The organism is Helicobacter sp. MIT 00-7814, from assembly GCF_003364115.1.
Lineage (GTDB): Bacteria > Campylobacterota > Campylobacteria > Campylobacterales > Helicobacteraceae > Helicobacter_F.
Window position 1 is genome coordinate 1 of record NZ_NXLL01000003.1, and the last position, 16,564, is coordinate 16,564.

Annotated in this window: 14 protein-coding genes; 5 read left to right on the forward strand and 9 right to left on the reverse strand. The window is 43.1% G+C overall.

The window, feature by feature from the left end:
- Window positions 1-161: 161 nt before the first annotated feature.
- The 4 genes from CQA49_RS01395 to CQA49_RS01410 form a co-directional block, all read right to left on the reverse strand.
- On the reverse strand, window positions 162-1,082 hold the full coding sequence (locus tag CQA49_RS01395; RefSeq protein ID WP_115574257.1) for an FkbM family methyltransferase: 921 nt from the start codon (window positions 1,080-1,082) through the stop codon (window positions 162-164).
- 300 nt (window positions 1,083-1,382) lie between these two features.
- A complete protein-coding gene (locus CQA49_RS01400; protein ID WP_115574179.1) occupies window positions 1,383-2,735 on the reverse strand; it encodes a class II 3-deoxy-7-phosphoheptulonate synthase in 1,353 nt (450 codons plus the stop codon).
- Between the two features lie 26 nt (window positions 2,736-2,761).
- Window positions 2,762-4,327, reverse strand: coding sequence for a ribonuclease Y (gene rny, locus CQA49_RS01405; protein WP_258864152.1), 1,566 nt, complete (start codon window positions 4,325-4,327; stop codon window positions 2,762-2,764).
- Window positions 4,284-5,048 carry a 5-formyltetrahydrofolate cyclo-ligase gene (locus CQA49_RS01410; RefSeq protein ID WP_181882574.1) on the reverse strand — a complete coding sequence of 255 codons (765 nt, stop codon included), beginning with the start codon at window positions 5,046-5,048 and terminating at the stop codon, window positions 4,284-4,286. The genes rny and CQA49_RS01410 overlap by 44 nt, the downstream gene beginning before the upstream one ends.
- A 71-nt stretch (window positions 5,049-5,119) precedes the next feature.
- Between CQA49_RS01410 and CQA49_RS01415 the strand changes: the two genes are divergently transcribed.
- From CQA49_RS01415 to typA, 4 genes are all read left to right on the forward strand, one after another.
- Window positions 5,120-5,893 carry a hypothetical protein gene (locus tag CQA49_RS01415; RefSeq protein ID WP_115574182.1) on the forward strand — a complete coding sequence of 258 codons (774 nt, stop codon included), beginning with the start codon at window positions 5,120-5,122 and terminating at the stop codon, window positions 5,891-5,893.
- Between the two features lie 21 nt (window positions 5,894-5,914).
- Complete coding sequence (ftsY, locus tag CQA49_RS01420; protein WP_115574183.1) at window positions 5,915-6,925, forward strand: signal recognition particle-docking protein FtsY; 1,011 nt, start codon at window positions 5,915-5,917, stop codon at window positions 6,923-6,925.
- An 11-nt stretch (window positions 6,926-6,936) separates the two neighbouring features.
- Window positions 6,937-8,286: a DNA repair protein RadA gene (radA, locus tag CQA49_RS01425; RefSeq protein WP_115574184.1), complete on the forward strand. Its 1,350-nt coding sequence runs from the start codon at window positions 6,937-6,939 to the stop codon at window positions 8,284-8,286.
- Window positions 8,287-8,362: 76 nt separating this feature from the next.
- Window positions 8,363-10,162, forward strand: a complete 1,800-nt coding sequence (gene typA, locus CQA49_RS01430) for a translational GTPase TypA (RefSeq protein WP_115574185.1) — start codon at window positions 8,363-8,365, stop codon at window positions 10,160-10,162.
- Between the two features lie 407 nt (window positions 10,163-10,569).
- Here the strand turns inward: typA and CQA49_RS01435 are convergent, their stop codons facing one another.
- The 5 genes from CQA49_RS01435 to CQA49_RS01455 all read right to left on the reverse strand — a co-directional run bounded on the left by CQA49_RS01435 (window position 10,570) and on the right by CQA49_RS01455 (window position 16,192).
- Complete coding sequence (locus tag CQA49_RS01435) at window positions 10,570-11,319, reverse strand: fumarate reductase iron-sulfur subunit (protein WP_115574186.1); 750 nt, start codon at window positions 11,317-11,319, stop codon at window positions 10,570-10,572.
- Window positions 11,319-13,301, reverse strand: a complete 1,983-nt coding sequence (locus CQA49_RS01440; RefSeq protein ID WP_115574187.1) for a fumarate reductase flavoprotein subunit — start codon at window positions 13,299-13,301, stop codon at window positions 11,319-11,321. The genes CQA49_RS01435 and CQA49_RS01440 overlap by 1 nt, the downstream gene beginning before the upstream one ends.
- A complete protein-coding gene (locus CQA49_RS01445) occupies window positions 13,302-14,069 on the reverse strand; it encodes a fumarate reductase cytochrome b subunit (protein WP_115574188.1) in 768 nt (255 codons plus the stop codon). It abuts the gene before it with no gap.
- A 191-nt stretch (window positions 14,070-14,260) separates the two neighbouring features.
- Complete coding sequence (locus CQA49_RS01450) at window positions 14,261-15,970, reverse strand: ABC transporter ATP-binding protein (protein WP_115574189.1); 1,710 nt, start codon at window positions 15,968-15,970, stop codon at window positions 14,261-14,263.
- A gap of 21 nt (window positions 15,971-15,991) precedes the next feature.
- A complete protein-coding gene (locus CQA49_RS01455; protein WP_115574190.1) occupies window positions 15,992-16,192 on the reverse strand; it encodes a heavy-metal-associated domain-containing protein in 201 nt (66 codons plus the stop codon).
- A gap of 163 nt (window positions 16,193-16,355) precedes the next feature.
- Between CQA49_RS01455 and rpmE the strand changes: the two genes are divergently transcribed.
- Window positions 16,356-16,559 carry a 50S ribosomal protein L31 gene (rpmE, locus tag CQA49_RS01460; protein WP_066388536.1) on the forward strand — a complete coding sequence of 68 codons (204 nt, stop codon included), beginning with the start codon at window positions 16,356-16,358 and terminating at the stop codon, window positions 16,557-16,559.
- Window positions 16,560-16,564: the final 5 nt, after the last annotated feature.

Genomic DNA, 16,564 nt, shown 5'->3' on the forward strand with positions numbered 1-16,564 from the left:
AGTGGGTATCAATGAAGTTAAAATATTTGGGAAAAAAGGAAGCCAAATGAATTTGGGAAACGCAATATTACAAATGGAAGGCTTAAAGTTGGCTTATAGAAAATAGTTTTTCACAAGAAAAATGAAAATTTCTTGTGAAAATTTAGATTCTCTCTTGCAAATTAATCCAAAACCTCGCAGTAAAGTGCTGTTTCAGTGCTTATACTAAAATCAAGTGGCTTATGGATTTTAAAGCTGTAGCCCAAATTCCAAGATTCTATCATGGGCTTAATCTCAAAGAAATCCGCCCCATTATGATAAATACTAATAAGCATCGCGGGCTTTTGAGCTTTTATCGTCTCCATCGCGCCCTTTAAAAACTCCTGCTCAAAGCCTTCAATATCAACCTTTATAAAGCCCACCTCGATATTATTTTCTTTCACATAAGAATCTAGTGTGATGATTTCCACTTCCTCACTTTTAAGCTCTTTATTAAAAGCAATATAATCATCACACAAAGTCGAACAAGCGCCATTTGTGTGCATACTTAGAGTTTGCTTTTGTGAACCTAAGCCTTTATTGATAGGCACAACGCGTGTGGCATTGTTAAGCTTAAGCGTCTCCAGCAAAAGCGTAAAATTTGATTTTGTCGCCTCAAAAGTGTGAATCTTTTTGTCGGTAAAGTCCTCAAAAATCACCGCGCTATCACCCATAAAACCACCAACATCAATAATATCTTTTTGTTTAATTTTTTGAAGATTCTTAAAATTCTCCATATTATGCTTATGCCAATGTACGCTTACTTCAGCACGCGGGCTAACAGGGAAAAAGTAGCCATTGTAATAAAAAAGTTTTTCAGACAATTGGCAAATATTTGGGAAAAACTCGGTATGTAGGCGTCTTTGCGTCTCAATCTCTTCATTTGTTAGCGACGCACAAACATTGCTTTGATTATAGTAAGCTTCCCTGTGGCGTGAAAGTATGCGATATATACATTCCTTACTTTGTGAATCTAGCCCTCTGCAAAGATTCTGTATTTTTGGGCTTTCTAAACCGCTTGTTTCTAGCTCGTCTAAAATATATTTTATAATCGAAAGTCCCATGCCTGCGGTATATAAAGCAAAAGCCTGCTCACTAGAAGATTTATTTTTATAAACTTTTAAGCCTAAAAGGTAATATTTATAAAGATATATTACCCCCCCCCATAGTAACGCCGCATGGATTAGCAATCCTACAAATTAATGGCAAGAAAAACATCCTTAGCGTTATTTTTCTTTCATTGCCCTTGCTTGCCCTCTCAATTCCAAAAAATTTCATTCTTGCTCCTTTTATTTTAATTTTGGCGCCGTGATTGTAGCAAGATTCTAAGAATTTGCAACGCCACAAATACCAAATCCCAGAATCTACCTACTTTGCTTAATCATATCCGCGATGAGAAACGCCATCTCAATTGCCTGCGTAGCATTAAGGCGCGGATCGCACTGCGTGCTGTAATTACACGCTAAGCCTTCTTCAGTAATTGCCTGCGAGCCACCCACGCATTCTGTCACATCTGCGCCTGTCATCTCCAAATGCACGCCCCCAGCGATGCTCCCATTTGCCTTGTGAATCTCAAAAAAGCTCTTCACTTCATCAAGCACACACGCAAAATCGCGCGTTTTGTATCCACTGCTTGCTTTAATCGTGTTCCCATGCATAGGATCGCAGCTCCAAAGTATCTCGCGCCCTTCACCACGCAGAGAATCTAGCAGTTTTGGGAAATTCTGCTTAATTTTCTCCGCGCCCATACGCACGATGAGATTTAGCCTACCTGCTTCATTTTGCGGGTTGAGTTTCTCGCAGATTCCCATCACTTCTTCTTTTGTAGCTGTTGGTCCGATTTTCACACCTAGTGGATTTTTCACTCCTGACAAAAACTCGATATGCGCTTCATCTAGCCCCCTTGTACGCTCACCAATCCAAAGCATATGCGCCGAGCAGTCATAAAACTCCCCACTTAGGGAATCTTCCCTTGTAAGCGCCTCCTCATAATGCAACACAAGCGCTTCATGCGAAGTGTAAAAATCCACCTCGCGCAAAATCGGAAACTTTTGAGAATCTATCCCGCACGCGCGCATAAAATCAAGCGCTTGCGTGATTCTGCTCGCTAACTCCTCGTATTTTTTCCCAAAGGCATTGTCTTTGACAAAGTTTAGATTCCATTTATGCACTTGATTAAGATCTGCAAAGCCACCTTGCGCGAATGCACGCAAAAGATTGAGCGTTGCGGCACTTTGATTGTATCCTTGCAAAAGTCGCTGTGGCTGGGCTAATCGCGCATTTTTTTCAAACTCCACGCCATTAATCAAATCCCCGCGATAGCTCGGCAATTCCACACCATTAATCGTTTCCGTATCGCTTGAGCGTGGCTTTGCGAACTGCCCTGCCATTCTGCCGATTTTGACAATCGGCAAACTCGCGCCATAGGTGAGAATCGCGCCCATTTGGATAATGACTTTAAACAAATCGCGGATATTCACCGCATTAAATTGTGAAAAACTCTCCGCACAATCCCCACCTTGCAAAACAAACGCTTCTCCCGCGCATGCCTTTGCAAGCTGGGATTTCAGCGCGCGTGCCTCACCTGCAAATACAAGCGGCGGGTAGCTTGAAAGCGTTTTTTCCACCTCCTCTAGCTCTCTTGTATTCTCATACACGGGGTGCTGTTTGATTGGCTTTGTGCGCCAAGATTGCTTATTCCATTTATTTTGCGACATTTTTTCCTCCTTAGATTTCTATTAAATTATTTAGCGTACTCAATCGCGCGCATCTCGCGGATAACGCTCACCTTGATTTCGCCCGGATATTGCAAAGTGCCTTCTATCTCTTTGGCGATTTCGCGCGCAAGCACCACGCTTTCTTCATCGCTTACCAAATCCGCGCGCACAATCACGCGCACTTCCCTACCCGCGCTTATCGCATACGCTTGCTTCACGCCAAATTTATCCATCGCAATTCGCTCTAATTCCTGTACGCGCTTTAAAAAGCTCTCCAACACTTCGCGCCTTGCCCCCGGACGCGCCGCTGAAAGCACATCCGCGGTGCAAACTGCCGCGCACTCAATACTTTTCACCTCTTCATATCCGTGATGAGCGAGTATGGCGTTAATCACCACAGGATGCTCTTTGTAACGCGAGCAAACTTCCACGCCTAGCTCGACATGATTCCCACCGACTTCTTGCGTCAAAGCCTTTCCTATATCATGCAAGATTCCCGCCCTGCGCGCTAATTTTTCATCGCCCCCTAGCTCACCTGCGATAATTGCCGCAAGATTTGCTACTTCAATAGAATGCCCGAGCGCATTTTGTCCGTAGCTTGCGCGGTATTTCATCTTGCCGAGCAGTTTTTTTAGTTCTGGGTGCATATAGCCTAGCCCCATGTCTAGCACGATATTTTCTCCATCTTGCAAAATCTGCTCCTCCATTTGCGCCTTTGTTTTTTCATACACTTCTTCGATGCGGGAAGGCTGGATTCTCCCATCTTCGATAAGCGCTTCTAAGGTTTTGAGCGCAATTGCGCGCCGATAGAGGTTAAAGCTACTTACAATAATCGTATTTGGCGTGTCATCGATGATAATATCCACGCCACTTATCATTTCAAGCGCTTTGATATTGCGCCCTTCTTTGCCTATGATGCGCCCTTTTAGCTCATCGCTTGGCAAAGTTAGCACATTTATTAAACGTTCCGTAGCAAACTCGCCCGCATAGCGCGTGGTGGCTTGCGCTAGGATATAATGCGCCTTTTTTTGCGCTTCTTGCTTTGCCTCAAACTCATAGCGCCGTATCATATGCGCCTTTTCATCTGTGAGCTCCTCATCAAGGTAGCCCAAAAGCATATCTTTTGCCTCTTGAATGGTGATGCCAGATTGATTGCTAAGCACTTTTAGCGCCTCTTTTCTGGCGGATTCATACTGCTGGCGCACCTTTTTATTTTCAGAATCCACATGCAAGATTCTATTTTCCAAGCGATTTAGGCGCTGGCGCTCATCGTTAATGCTTTGCCTCTCACGCTCAATGCTTGTTTTTAACTTTTCCTCATCTTTTTCTAGCGTACAAAGTTTTTGCTCATATTCCCTATTAAGCGCGTTTTGCTTCTTTTCATATTCTTGTCTAAGGCTGATTTCTTGCTCTTTATATTTAATTTTAGATTCATTTAAAAACTTCTCCGCCTCATATTCTATGGCTTTGGCGCGCGCTTTTGCCTGCTCTAAGAGAATATTTGCATTTGAGTTAAAAATCTTTTTCGCAACAAAATAAGTGATGACACTAGCGAGAATCCCAAAGGTTATACACCCTATCACTTCTAATATTATTTCCATACTCTGCCCTTTTACACCACATAGCCGCACTTACCAAACAATCCCCCTTCAAATCATGGGGCTGGCTAAGAATCTGCGCGCTCACGCAAGGAATGCGACTTACAAAAATGATAGGAATTTGTTTCTTTCTTGTGTATTTTTTTGCTGCAAACACTCTATCATACATTCCTTTGCCAAAACCTACACGCCCAAAGCTTCTATCAATGCCAAGAACCGGAACTACGGCTATATGAATTTTTGTTAAATTAAATTGAGATTTTGTGCTTTCATAAATGCCATACTGATTTTTTTGTAATGGCAATCGAAATGGTAGCATTTTAAAGCTTATTCCTTGTATATAAGGGATAAAAATTTTCTTTTTCTTTGCTCGAAGTGTGAAAATAAGCCTAAAAATATCGGCTTCAAACCCAAAGGGCGCGTAAAGTAAGATATTTTTACATTTAGAGACATTTTGTAATTTTTTCTCTTTTAAAAAAAATTTGCGCGCTTTAAAATCCCGCGATTTTTGAGAATCTAAGATATTTAAAAGCGTTTTATTAATGCGTGCTGACTGCGTGTCAAAGCGTGATTGTTGAAAATCTTGCGCTTTTTGCAATGTTTTGCGTGCTTTGGCTCGGAAGGCTTTTTTTGCGCATTCTCTTTCTAAACTCTCTAAAGGTGCGTTGGGATCGTGGCAGGGAGCGTATTTGGCAGGATTTTTCTTGCTAGTCAAAATATTCTCCAAAATTTTTGTATAATCATAACACACAAATTTCTTAAACCCTTTGCAGGAGACTTTAGCCCATGACAAAACTTAAAAAAAACTTCGCAAAATCCCTTTTGGCGCTTTTTTGTGGCGTTTGTATTGCGTGCATTTTTAGCGCGTGTAATGATGAAGAAAAAAAACAATCCAAAAGCCCGGAATCTAAACGCGATATTTTTACCTATATGACTTTTGAGCCAGATATGACTTTTGAGACAGACACCACTAGGCCAATGCATTGTCCTGTGGGTGTGATATGCGATCTCGGACCAGTTCGCATACCTTCAGATGAAGAGCTTACTATCGAGGTGCTAGATTCTCAAAGTGAAAAGCTTAGCTTTAGCACAAGAGGTGAGAAAAGCATTTTTGATAAGGACAAACCAACGATACTACTTTTTGTCGCTAAAGATTGCAAAAACTGCCTCAATCAAGCCCCGCACATCATTAATCTTGCGCAAAAATATGCTCCTAAAATAAATCTTTTTATCCTTTCTGCAGACGACCACTACGAATACTCTTTTGAAGCTGTCAATCTCTATAACACAAAAAAGCCGCTCGGTGTGTATTATAGTTTCAATAACACAAGGCGTTTGGACGAGTTTTTGCAAAAAGATATTTCTGAAGGCTATGTCGCGCTTTTTGATGCCAATGGAGAAAAAATCATCGATTATGTGGGGCTAACGCCTGAAGAGATGATTGAGCTTAGTATCCGCGATACGCTAGATTCCATGGGGGAAGACTTGCAAGAAAGTGCTGTCGGGGATTTACAAGCGCAAGAAAATACAGAATCTAGCGAAGTAGATTTAGCGCAATAACCCACATTTAAGGCTCATATGATGTTTTCACTCCTTAGCAACACGATGAAAAAAACCACGAGCAATATCACTTCCTTGCTCGGTGGCAAAAAAGAAAAAATCTCAAAAGAGCAGTTGGAAGAGATTTTGATTGAATCTGATATGGATTATGATCTTCTTGAAAAGCTTTTAGATTCCCTGCCTAGCAACATTTCACGCGAGCAGTTGGAATCTGCGCTGTTAAATTTGCTTGTGCCAAAAGAGGCGCAAAATAAGGCGCAAGATTCTCAAAACAAAGATTCCCAAAATAATAGCGCGTCAAATGACACAAACGCGCAAAACACACTTCAAGTAAAGCTCATCATCGGCGTGAATGGCGCGGGCAAAACAACCACCATCGCCAAACTCGCGCGATTTTACAAATCGCAAGGCAAAAAGGTGCTTTTGGGTGCTGGGGACACATTCCGCGCAGCCGCGATTGAGCAAATCAAATCATGGGGGCAAAAGCTAGAAATCCCTGTCATCGCCACACAGCATGGGCATGATTCTAGCGCGCTTGCCTTTGATGCGATAACGCATGCCTGCGCGAAAAAATACGACATACTTTTGCTTGATACCGCTGGGCGCTTGCATACGCAGACAAATCTAACAAATGAGCTTTTAAAAATTATCCGCGTGAGCCAAAAAGCCCTAGATTCTCAAAATACAAGCACAAAAATCGCTAAATATCTCGTGCTTGATGGCACGCAAGGTAGCTCAAGTGTGAATCAAGCAAAATATTTTACCGAGCATTGCGAGTTTCAAGCTAGCCCCCTACAAAATGGCGCGTCGCAAAATGGCACTTCACAAAATAGCGCGCAAGATGGAATCATCGTCACCAAACTTGATGGCACAAGCAAGGGCGGGGCGATTTTTAGCGTTGTAAGCGAGCTCAAGCTTCCTGTGCTGTTTTTAGGCGTTGGCGAGCGCGCGGAGGATTTGGTGCGTTTTAATCCGCAAGAATTTGTCAAAACACTGCTAGATTCTATTTTCACCACAGAATCTAAGGGCTAAAAAGGGAGTCTATGGCAAAAACAAAAGCGCTTTTTGAGTGCCAGCACTGCGGATTCCAAAGCTCAAAATGGCTAGGAAAATGCACAAATTGTGGCGCGTGGGAATCTTTTCTAGAATTAAAAGATGAACAAATAAAAGTGCTCAAATCCCTGCAAAGCGCACAAACTCAACTACAAAAAGCCACGCCAATAACTGAGATTCAATCCCAAGATTTGCAAAAATTTACTTCCTTTGAAAATGAGCTTGACATTGTGCTAGGCGGGGGAATTGTAAGCGGCGGGCTGTATCTCATCGGTGGAAGTCCGGGTGTTGGGAAATCTACGCTCTTGCTTAAAATCAGCGGAAATATCGCTAAAAATGCGCGCAAAAAGGTGCTGTATGTGAGTGGAGAGGAAAGCCCAAGTCAGATAAAACAGCGCGCTAGCAGGCTTGAGTGCGTGGATTCTAACCTTTATCTTTTAAATGAAATCAATTTAGAGCAAATCCGCGCAAATCTCTTGCAAGAATCTTTTAGCATGTGCGTGATAGATTCTATCCAAACGCTCTATGCGCCCGATATCTCAAGTGCGCCGGGTTCAGTCACGCAGGTGCGAGAAATCACCTTTTCGCTTATGCGTTTGGCAAAGGAACGCAATATCGCAATTTTCATCATCGGGCATATCACCAAAGAAGGCTCAATCGCCGGTCCGCGCGTGCTGGAACATATGGTTGATTGTGTGTTGTATTTTGAAGGCGATCCTAGCAGGGAACTTAGAATCTTGCGAGGCTTTAAAAATCGCTTTGGTGCGACAAGCGAGATAGGGATTTTTGAACTCAAAGAAAATGGGCTTGTGAGTGCGAAAAACGCTTCAAAGCTCTTTTTCTCGCAACGACAATCACGCGCAGGAAGCGCAATCAGCGTGATTTTGGAAGGCTCAAGGGCGCTTGTGATTGAGATACAAGCTTTGGTGAGTGAAAGCAGTTTTGGCAATCCTAAGCGCTCTTGCACAGGCTTTGACACAAATCGCCTCAATATGCTTCTAGCCCTTTTGGAGCGCAAAATGGAAATCCCGCTCAACCGCTATGATGTCTTTATCAATGTCACGGGCGGGATTAAGATAAATGAGACGAGCGCGGATTTAGCTGTGATTGCCTCTATCATCTCAAGCTTCCGCAATCGCGCGTTAAGCAACAAAACCGCCTTTATCGGCGAAGTGAGCCTCATAGGCGACATACGAGAAACGCACAATATCGACACGCGCTTAAAAGAGCTAGAAAGCTATGGATTTGAAAAAGTCGTGCTTCCTAAAAAACCCACGCAAAAATCGCAAATCAAGTGCTTTGAAGCCATAGAAGTCAATCAAATCGTAGAATGGATGTAGCGCAAAAATCAAATCTTAAGCTTAAGGATTCTATAATTGCGCCTTTTTTACTAAACTTCACATAAAGAGAAACCCCATGCAAAATATTCGTAATATCGCTGTAATCGCCCATGTCGATCATGGCAAAACAACCTTAGTAGATGGACTTTTGCGCCAGAGTGGCACATTTAGCGAGAGAGAGCAAATTGATGAGCGCGTAATGGATTCTAATGACTTAGAAAAAGAGCGCGGGATAACGATTCTTTCTAAAAACACCGCTATAAATTATAAGGGGACGAAAATTAACATTATCGACACGCCCGGACACGCGGACTTTGGCGGAGAAGTGGAGCGCGTGTTAAAAATGGTAGATGGTGTGCTCTTGCTTGTCGATGCGCAAGAAGGCGTAATGCCACAGACAAAATTTGTCGTCAAAAAAGCCCTTAGCTTTGGAATCCGCCCAATTGTCGTGGTAAATAAAATCGATAAACCCGCCGCAACGCCTGATAAAGTAGTCGATGAAGTGTTTGATTTATTTGTAGCGATGGGGGCGAATAACTTTCAGCTAGACTTCCCCGTGGTGTATGCTGCGGCGCGCGATGGCTATGCGATAAAAGAGCTAGATGATGAGAAAAAGGACTTAGAGCCGCTATTTGAGGCGATTTTGGAATTTGTCCCGCTTCCAAGTGGCGGGAGCGAAAATCCACTGCAAATGCAGATTTTCACGCTAGATTATGATAATTATGTAGGGAAAATCGGCATTGCGCGCGTGTTTAATGGCGTGGTGAAAAAAGGCGCAAATGTAATGCTAGCAAAAGGCGATGGCGAGAAAGAAACAGGGCGCATTACTAAGCTTATCGGATTTTTGGGGCTTGCGCGCACAGAGATAGAATCTGCAGAAGCTGGCGATATTGTGGCGATTGCTGGATTTAACGCCATTGATGTGGGGGATTCTGTCGTGGATCCTGCAAACCCTATGCCGCTAGACCCAATGCACTTAGAAGAGCCTACGATGAGCGTGTATTTTGCAGTGAATGACAGCCCGCTAGCTGGGCTTGAGGGCAAACATGTAACGGCAAATAAGATAAAAGATAGGTTGCTTAAAGAGATGCAAACAAATATCGCTATGCGTTGTGAGGAAATGGGCGAGGGGAAATTCCGCGTTTCAGGGCGCGGGGAATTGCAAATCACAATCCTAGCAGAGAACTTGCGCCGTGAAGGCTTTGAGTTTAGCATTTCTCGCCCAGAAGTGATTATCAAAGAAATCGATGGCGTGAAATGCGAGCCATTCGAGCATCTAGTAATCGACACGCCGCAGGATTTTAGCGGTAGCATCATCGAGCGACTAGGCAAGCGCAAGGCGGAGATGAAAGCTATGAATCCAATGAATGATGGCTACACAAGACTAGAGTTTGAAATCCCAGCGCGAGGGTTGATTGGCTATCGTAGTGAATTTTTGACGGACACTAAGGGTGAAGGAATTATGAATCATAGCTTTTTAGAATTCCGCCCTTATAGTGGGAGCGTGGAGTCGCGCAAGAATGGTGCGCTCATCTCTATGGAAAATGGCGAGACGACTGGATTTTCACTTTTTAACATCCAAGAGCGCGGTGTTTTATTTGTAGGTGCACAGACGAAGGTGTATGTGGGGATGGTGATAGGCGAACATAGCCGCGATAATGACTTAGATGTAAATCCTGTCAAAAGCAAGCATCTGACAAATATGCGCGCAAGCGGAAGCGATGAGGCAATCAAACTCACGCCACCGCGCGATTTGACGCTGGAGCGCGCGCTAGAGTGGATAGAAGATGATGAAATCCTAGAAGTAACGCCCCAAAATATCAGAATCCGCAAAAAAATCCTAGAGCCAAACCAGCGCAAGAGAGCGAAGAAATAATTAGAGATTCTATAAATTCCCAAACCGCGTTGCAGAATCTTAGAATCCCTAATAACAAAATACTCGCTTATATATACGCAAAGCAAAGGCGAAGCGGGATTCACTCCCGCAGACAATATATTTTAATGAATAGACTCTAAAAGCCTTGCATTAAAAATAGCCTAACGCGGATTATTCTACTAACCCTCTTTTATTGCCCTGCTTAAGCTACCCACCAAAATTGCGCCTTTACATAGAATCCTAATCTTTGTCAATTAAAATTTCGTATGTTTGCAAAAAAGTAGCGTGCAAGAAGTATATAAGGAATCTAAAGCGAGATAAAGTGCGATTTATCCGCGTGAAAAATATGCAGTTTTAAAAAATAGAATCTCCAAAGCTTGCACTTTAAAGATTCTATAAAGCAAGAATTACTTGCTCATACCCACCGCTACCATTTTACGGCGCAAATAAGCGATTTTGCTTTGCAGTGGTAATTCTTTCGGGCATACATCATGACAAGCAATAAGGCTCATACAGCCAAACACGCCATCATCATTGCCCACGAGCTCGTAAAAATCCTCATTTGTGCGCTCATCATGTGGATCAATCATAAAGCGCATCACCCTATTCATACCCGCAGCACCGATAAAATCTTCGCGCATTACCTTTGTCGCACAGCTGGCGATACAGCAACCACACTCGATACATCTATCAAGCTCAAAGACTTCTTGCGCGACTTCAGGCTCGATTGGCTCTTCAAGCTTTGCAATATCTACTTCTTTTTGAGAATGTATCCAGCCCTCCACACGCTTTGTCATACCTTCAAACCACACGCCAGTATTAACGCTCAAATCCTTAATAAGCTTAAACGCTGGCAAAGGCAAAAGCGTAATCACATCGGGCAAATCTTTTGTAAGCGTGCGACACGCAAGGCGCGGACGCCCATTAATCATCATTCCGCAACTTCCACAAATCCCCGCGCGACACACAAAGTCAAAGCTCAAATCCGGGTCTTGATGCTCCCTAATCATATTTAGCACGATAAAAATCGTCATAGAGTGCGCCTCTTGGATTTTGTATTCGCGGAAATGTGGCTTTGAAACTGCGCTTTGTGGGTCAAACTTCAGCGCCCTAATAGTTAGAATCCTTCCTTTTTCTTGTTGTTGTGTTGCACTCATTATTTGTCTCCTAATCGTTGATTTCTCGCTTTAAAGCCCGCCTGCAATTCAAAAGGCATAAGCGCTTCTTGCAGGGCATATCTATCGCCACCTTTTTCGTGGATAGCGCTTGTGATTTGCTCGATTTCAGCTTGACGCAAGGCACTTTGTGGATGCTCGATAATCATTCCCTTCGCGCCATAGCCTCTAAAGCCCGGAGCAATTTCCATTTTTGCGATATTAAGATCCTCATAGCTCACCGTTGGCAAAGTTTGATTTGGATCTTCCCATGAAGTGAGCGTGCGCTTTAGCCAATTTAAATCATCGCGTTTTGGGAAATCCTCGCGTGTGTGTGCGCCCCTAGATTCTGTCCTTTGCAATGCGCCAAGCGCGACACAAAGTGCGATTTTTAGCATTTTTGGCACGCGGTAGGCATCTTCTAGCTCTGGATTATCATGGAGCTTTTTATTTTTGACTTGGATATTTTTACTGCGTTTATAAAGCTCTTCTAAGCGCTTCACCGCATCTTCCAAGCCCTTGCCATCGCGGAAAATCCCCACATCTTCTTCCATAATCTCTTTCATCGCATTTTTTAGCACATACACATCTTCGCTACCTGAGTTATTAAGGAGGCTTGCGAGATAATCATGCTGTTTATTTACAAAAGATTCTATGGTGGCTGTGTTGATATCAGTTTCCGTGCTTTCGCAGTATTGCGCGAAATAATCCCCGATAATCATACCGCTTACAACCGCTTCACTCACAGAGTTCCCACCAAGCCTATTAAATCCATGCAAATCCCAGCATGCAGCCTCACCTGCGGCAAAAAGCCCTTGCAAATAGCTATGTCCTTGATAGTTTGTGCGGATTCCGCCCATTGAGTAGTGTTGCATCGGTTTTACCGGCGCCCAACCTTTTCTGCCCTCATCTGCTGGATCAATGCCCGCAAAGACCTTACAAATATCTTGCACATCGCGCAAATTGCGTTCGATATGCTCGCGCCCAAGAATTGAAATATCAAGCCATAAATGCTCACCATAAGGCGATTTCACACCTTTGCCCTCGCGGATTCTTTGAATCATTCTACGAGAAACGACATCACGGCTTGCTAGCTCCTTTTTCTCTGGTTCATAATCTGGCATAAAGCGGTATCCATCTACATCGCGCAAAATCCCGCCATCACCGCGACAACCTTCAGTGAGCAAAATCCCGCTTGGGAAAAGTGGTGTTGGGTGGAATTGCACCGCTTCCATGTTTCCTAGCTTCGCCACACCGCTTTCCATTGCGATTGCTAATCCTGTGCCTTCGCAAATAACAGCATTTGTGGTGTTTTTGTAGATTCTCCCATAGCCTCCTGTGGCGATCAATGTGCCTTTTGCCACATACGCGCAAAGTGAGCCATCGACTAAATCCCTCACCACCGCGCCATAGCATTTACCATCTTTGTGAATGAGGCTTAGGGCTTCTTTTCTGTCTTGTATTTCTACGCCGTTTTTATAGGCTTCATTTGCTACCGCATAAAGCATTGTGTGTCCTGTAGCGTCCGCAGTGTAGCATGTGCGCCATTTTTTTGTCCCACCAAAGTCGCGAGAGTGAATATAGCCATGTCGAAATTCTTCTTCGGTGATTGTGGTTTTTTGTGCGTTGATGATAGCAGTTCTGTCACCCTTTTGGATTCTCGTCCATGGCACGCCCCACGCTGCTAGCTCGCGGATTGCTTTTGGTGCGGTGGTGACAAACATTCTTGCCACATCTTGATCGCAACCCCAATCGCTCCCTTTCACGGTGTCTGCGAAGTGCAAGTCTTCATTATCGCCTTCACTCATTTTTGAGTTTCCTAGGCTTGCTTGCATACCGCCCTGTGCTGCGGCAGAGTGGCTTCTTTTCACAGGAACTAAGCTTAAAACTATGGTGCTTAAGCCTCTTTGCTTTGTGGCAATAGACGCTCTCAAGCCCGCTAGTCCGCCTCCAATAATCAAGGCATCACAATATACTACTTTCATTTATGCTCCTTTCCCTTGTGTGTGCTCATCGAGGATTCTGTATTCTTGAATGCTTTTGTTTGGATCTAGGCTTAGCCCGATTTTGACATATGAGGCATAAGAGAGAATCCCAAGTACCAAACAAACGATAGTAACGGCAAGTTTAATCGCGCGCAAGGTTTTAATCCCTAATCCTTCAAACCAGCCCCATTTAATACAAAGTCGATACAACCCAATTGAGCCATGCAACTCAACAGCAAAAAGCAAGAAAATAAAAAGTAGCCAAAAATCTTGATGCACAAAGCGATAGGAAGATGCGCTAGGTCCGATATTTTCTGGCTGTGTAAGCATAATAAAGACATGTGGCATTGCAAGGAAAAATATTGCAAATCCAGTCGCTGCCTGAATCGCCCAATAAGTCGTATCTCCATGCTTCATTAAATCCTTATGCACGCGTAATGCCAAAAACTGCTTGTAGTTAATCGGAAACTTCCTAAGCGCTAAAAATGCGTGCGCCACAAGCGCGATGATGACAATTGCAACGATACACGAAACAATGATAGGCTTGCCCTCACCAAAAATAAAGCTCCCCTCAAAAAACTTCGTAATCGCATACATTGCTTCTTTTCCAAGCAAAATGCTTGAGACAAAAAGCAAATGCGCCAACATAAATACTCCCAAAAATAGCCCCGTAGCACTTTGCCAAAAATCCAGCACCGCAGGCATTCTGCTTCTCTTGCGCTCAGGCGTTACCCCTGTGTAGCTCTCAATGACCTTCTCTTCGCGCATACTCCCTCCTTAAATGTTGTGTTGTGTATGTTCTCAAAAAACGAACATTTTTGATTGTAGAAAGAAAATGCTTTGAAAAAGTTTGAAAGTTAAAAATTTTTGCATTATTTAATAAAAGTTATCTTTTTTGTGTATTTTAGTTACTTTTAAAAGAAGCAAAACACAAGAAAGCAAAAAGATTCTCTTGTGTTTTATTTTTGCTTGTGGATTCTTACTACTTTGCCTTGATTTATTTCAATGACATTGTTTGCAAGCTCTATGGTGCTTGGGCGATGTGCGATGAGAATGATGATTTTGCCCTTGCGCGTGAGGTTTATGGATTGTTTGATTAAATCTTCAGTTTGAGAATCTAGCGCACTTGTGACTTCATCTAAGATTAAAATATCCGGATTGCGATACAGCGCACGCGCGATAGCTATTCTTTGGCGCTGTCCGCCACTTAGATTTGTGCCAAATTCATCAAGCATCGTGTGGATTCCCTGTGGCATTTGCTTGACAAAATCATACATCTGCGCACTTTCAAGCGCTTCTATCACTTTATTTTCGTCCAGCTCCAAACCATAAGCGACATTTTTTGCAATGGTGTCGTTGAAAATAAAGATTCTCTGTGTGACGATGGCGATATTTTCGCGCAGGCTTTGCTGTGTGTAGTTTTTGATATTTTCATTATTTATCAGCACTTCGCCACTTTGGCACTCATACAAACGCAAGATAAGATTTACCAGCGTGCTTTTCCCGCTACCAGATTTCCCCACTAGCGCGCTTACTTCATCGCGTTTGAAAGTGAGACTTACGCCTTTTAGCGCGTGTGCTTGCTCCTCATAGCTAAAGCTTGCGTTTCTTAGCTCAATAGATTCTATTGGTTTTTTGAGTTGCAACGATCCATCAGCAATGCCGGGCTTTCTATTTAGCACTTCAAAGATTCTATCACTTGCCACTAACGCGCCTTGCATACCACCCCAGAGATTTACAAGGCGCTTTAATGGTGTAAAAATCATCACCAGCGCGCCCGCAAATGAAGCAAACTCTTCAGCGCTAAATTTGCCCGCGTGAATGTCAATTGTAGCGATATACACGATAGTTGCAAGCGCAAGCGCGCCCAAAAATTCCATCAAAGGTGTAGTAAGCTCGCCCACGCGCACAGCTTTCATACTCACCTTTAAAAACTGCTTGTTTTGGTTTGCAAAATGCTCTGCCTCGAGCTTTTCGCCATTACTCGCTTTGATAATTTCTACATTATTAAAAATCTCTGTGAGCTTGGAAGTAATATCTGCGTTTTTTTCCTGCAGATTGCGCGCGTATTTTTTCATCTTGCGGATAATCATATTTATAGGGATAATAGCCAAAGGCATCACAATAAGCCCGATAATCGCAAGCTTTGGGCTTTGATAAAACACCACAAAAATAAGCCCCACAATCGTGGTAATCTCTCTAATAAGCTCGGTTATGTAGTTTGAAACCGCACTGCGGATAACGCCGATATCATTAGTAATACGGCTCATCAGCTCGCCACCGCGCATTTTGTTAAAAAAGCTTAGCTCAAGGCTTAGCATATGCGTTAGCATTCTATCGCGCATTTGACGCACGATATCCTGCCCGATGAAATTCATAAAATAGCTTTGGATATAATTTCCCCCAGCCTTGCCCAAATACACAACCACAATCGCCACAGGCATCGCAATTGCCAAAAGATTGTTATTTGCCATAGATTCAAAGCTAATAAATGGCACATCTTTTGGAATCTTCCCACTTAGCGTGCCAAGCAGTGGCTCTATCAAATACGCAACCCCAGCCGTGCAAGCAGCCGTTAGCAATGTCCCACACAGCGCGATAAAAAAAGACACCTTATGCCCGAGCATATAGGGCAAATAGCGCCGAAAAAATTGTATAAGGACTTTCATAGATTCTCTAAATTGTAGGTTTTATTTCACATCAAAACCAGAATCTAAAATCGCTTCTTTAATCTGCCCTTCATCTGCTGGAAGCTCATAATCAACTTCCACACTATGCGCGTTTAAATCAACTTGGATTCTCTGTATCCCATCAATTTCGCCTACAAATTTTTCAATCTTATCAACACATTTTTGGCAATGCATACCTTCAACTTGAAATGTCTTTGTCATCTTTTGCCTCCTTTAGAATTCTGCATTTTCTGCAATTTTTCAAAAAATTAGCGCATAGTGTAGTGAAAAATCTTTAATCTTTGGCTTAAACTTTGTTTTAATTATTTTTTGTTAAAATGCGCGTTTTTTCAAAATTTAAAAATCACTCCCTAAGGATACAGCAATGAAAAAAGGAATCCATCCACAATATGTCCCATGCAAGGTTACTTGCGTAACAAGCGGCAAAGAAGTAGAAGTGCTAAGCACAAAGCCAACGCTAAGAATTGACATCTCTAGCTTCTGTCATCCATTCTACACAGGAAGCGACAAAATCGCCGATGCGACTGGGCGCGTAGAAAAATTCCGCCAAAAATACAATCTCAAATAAGCGCG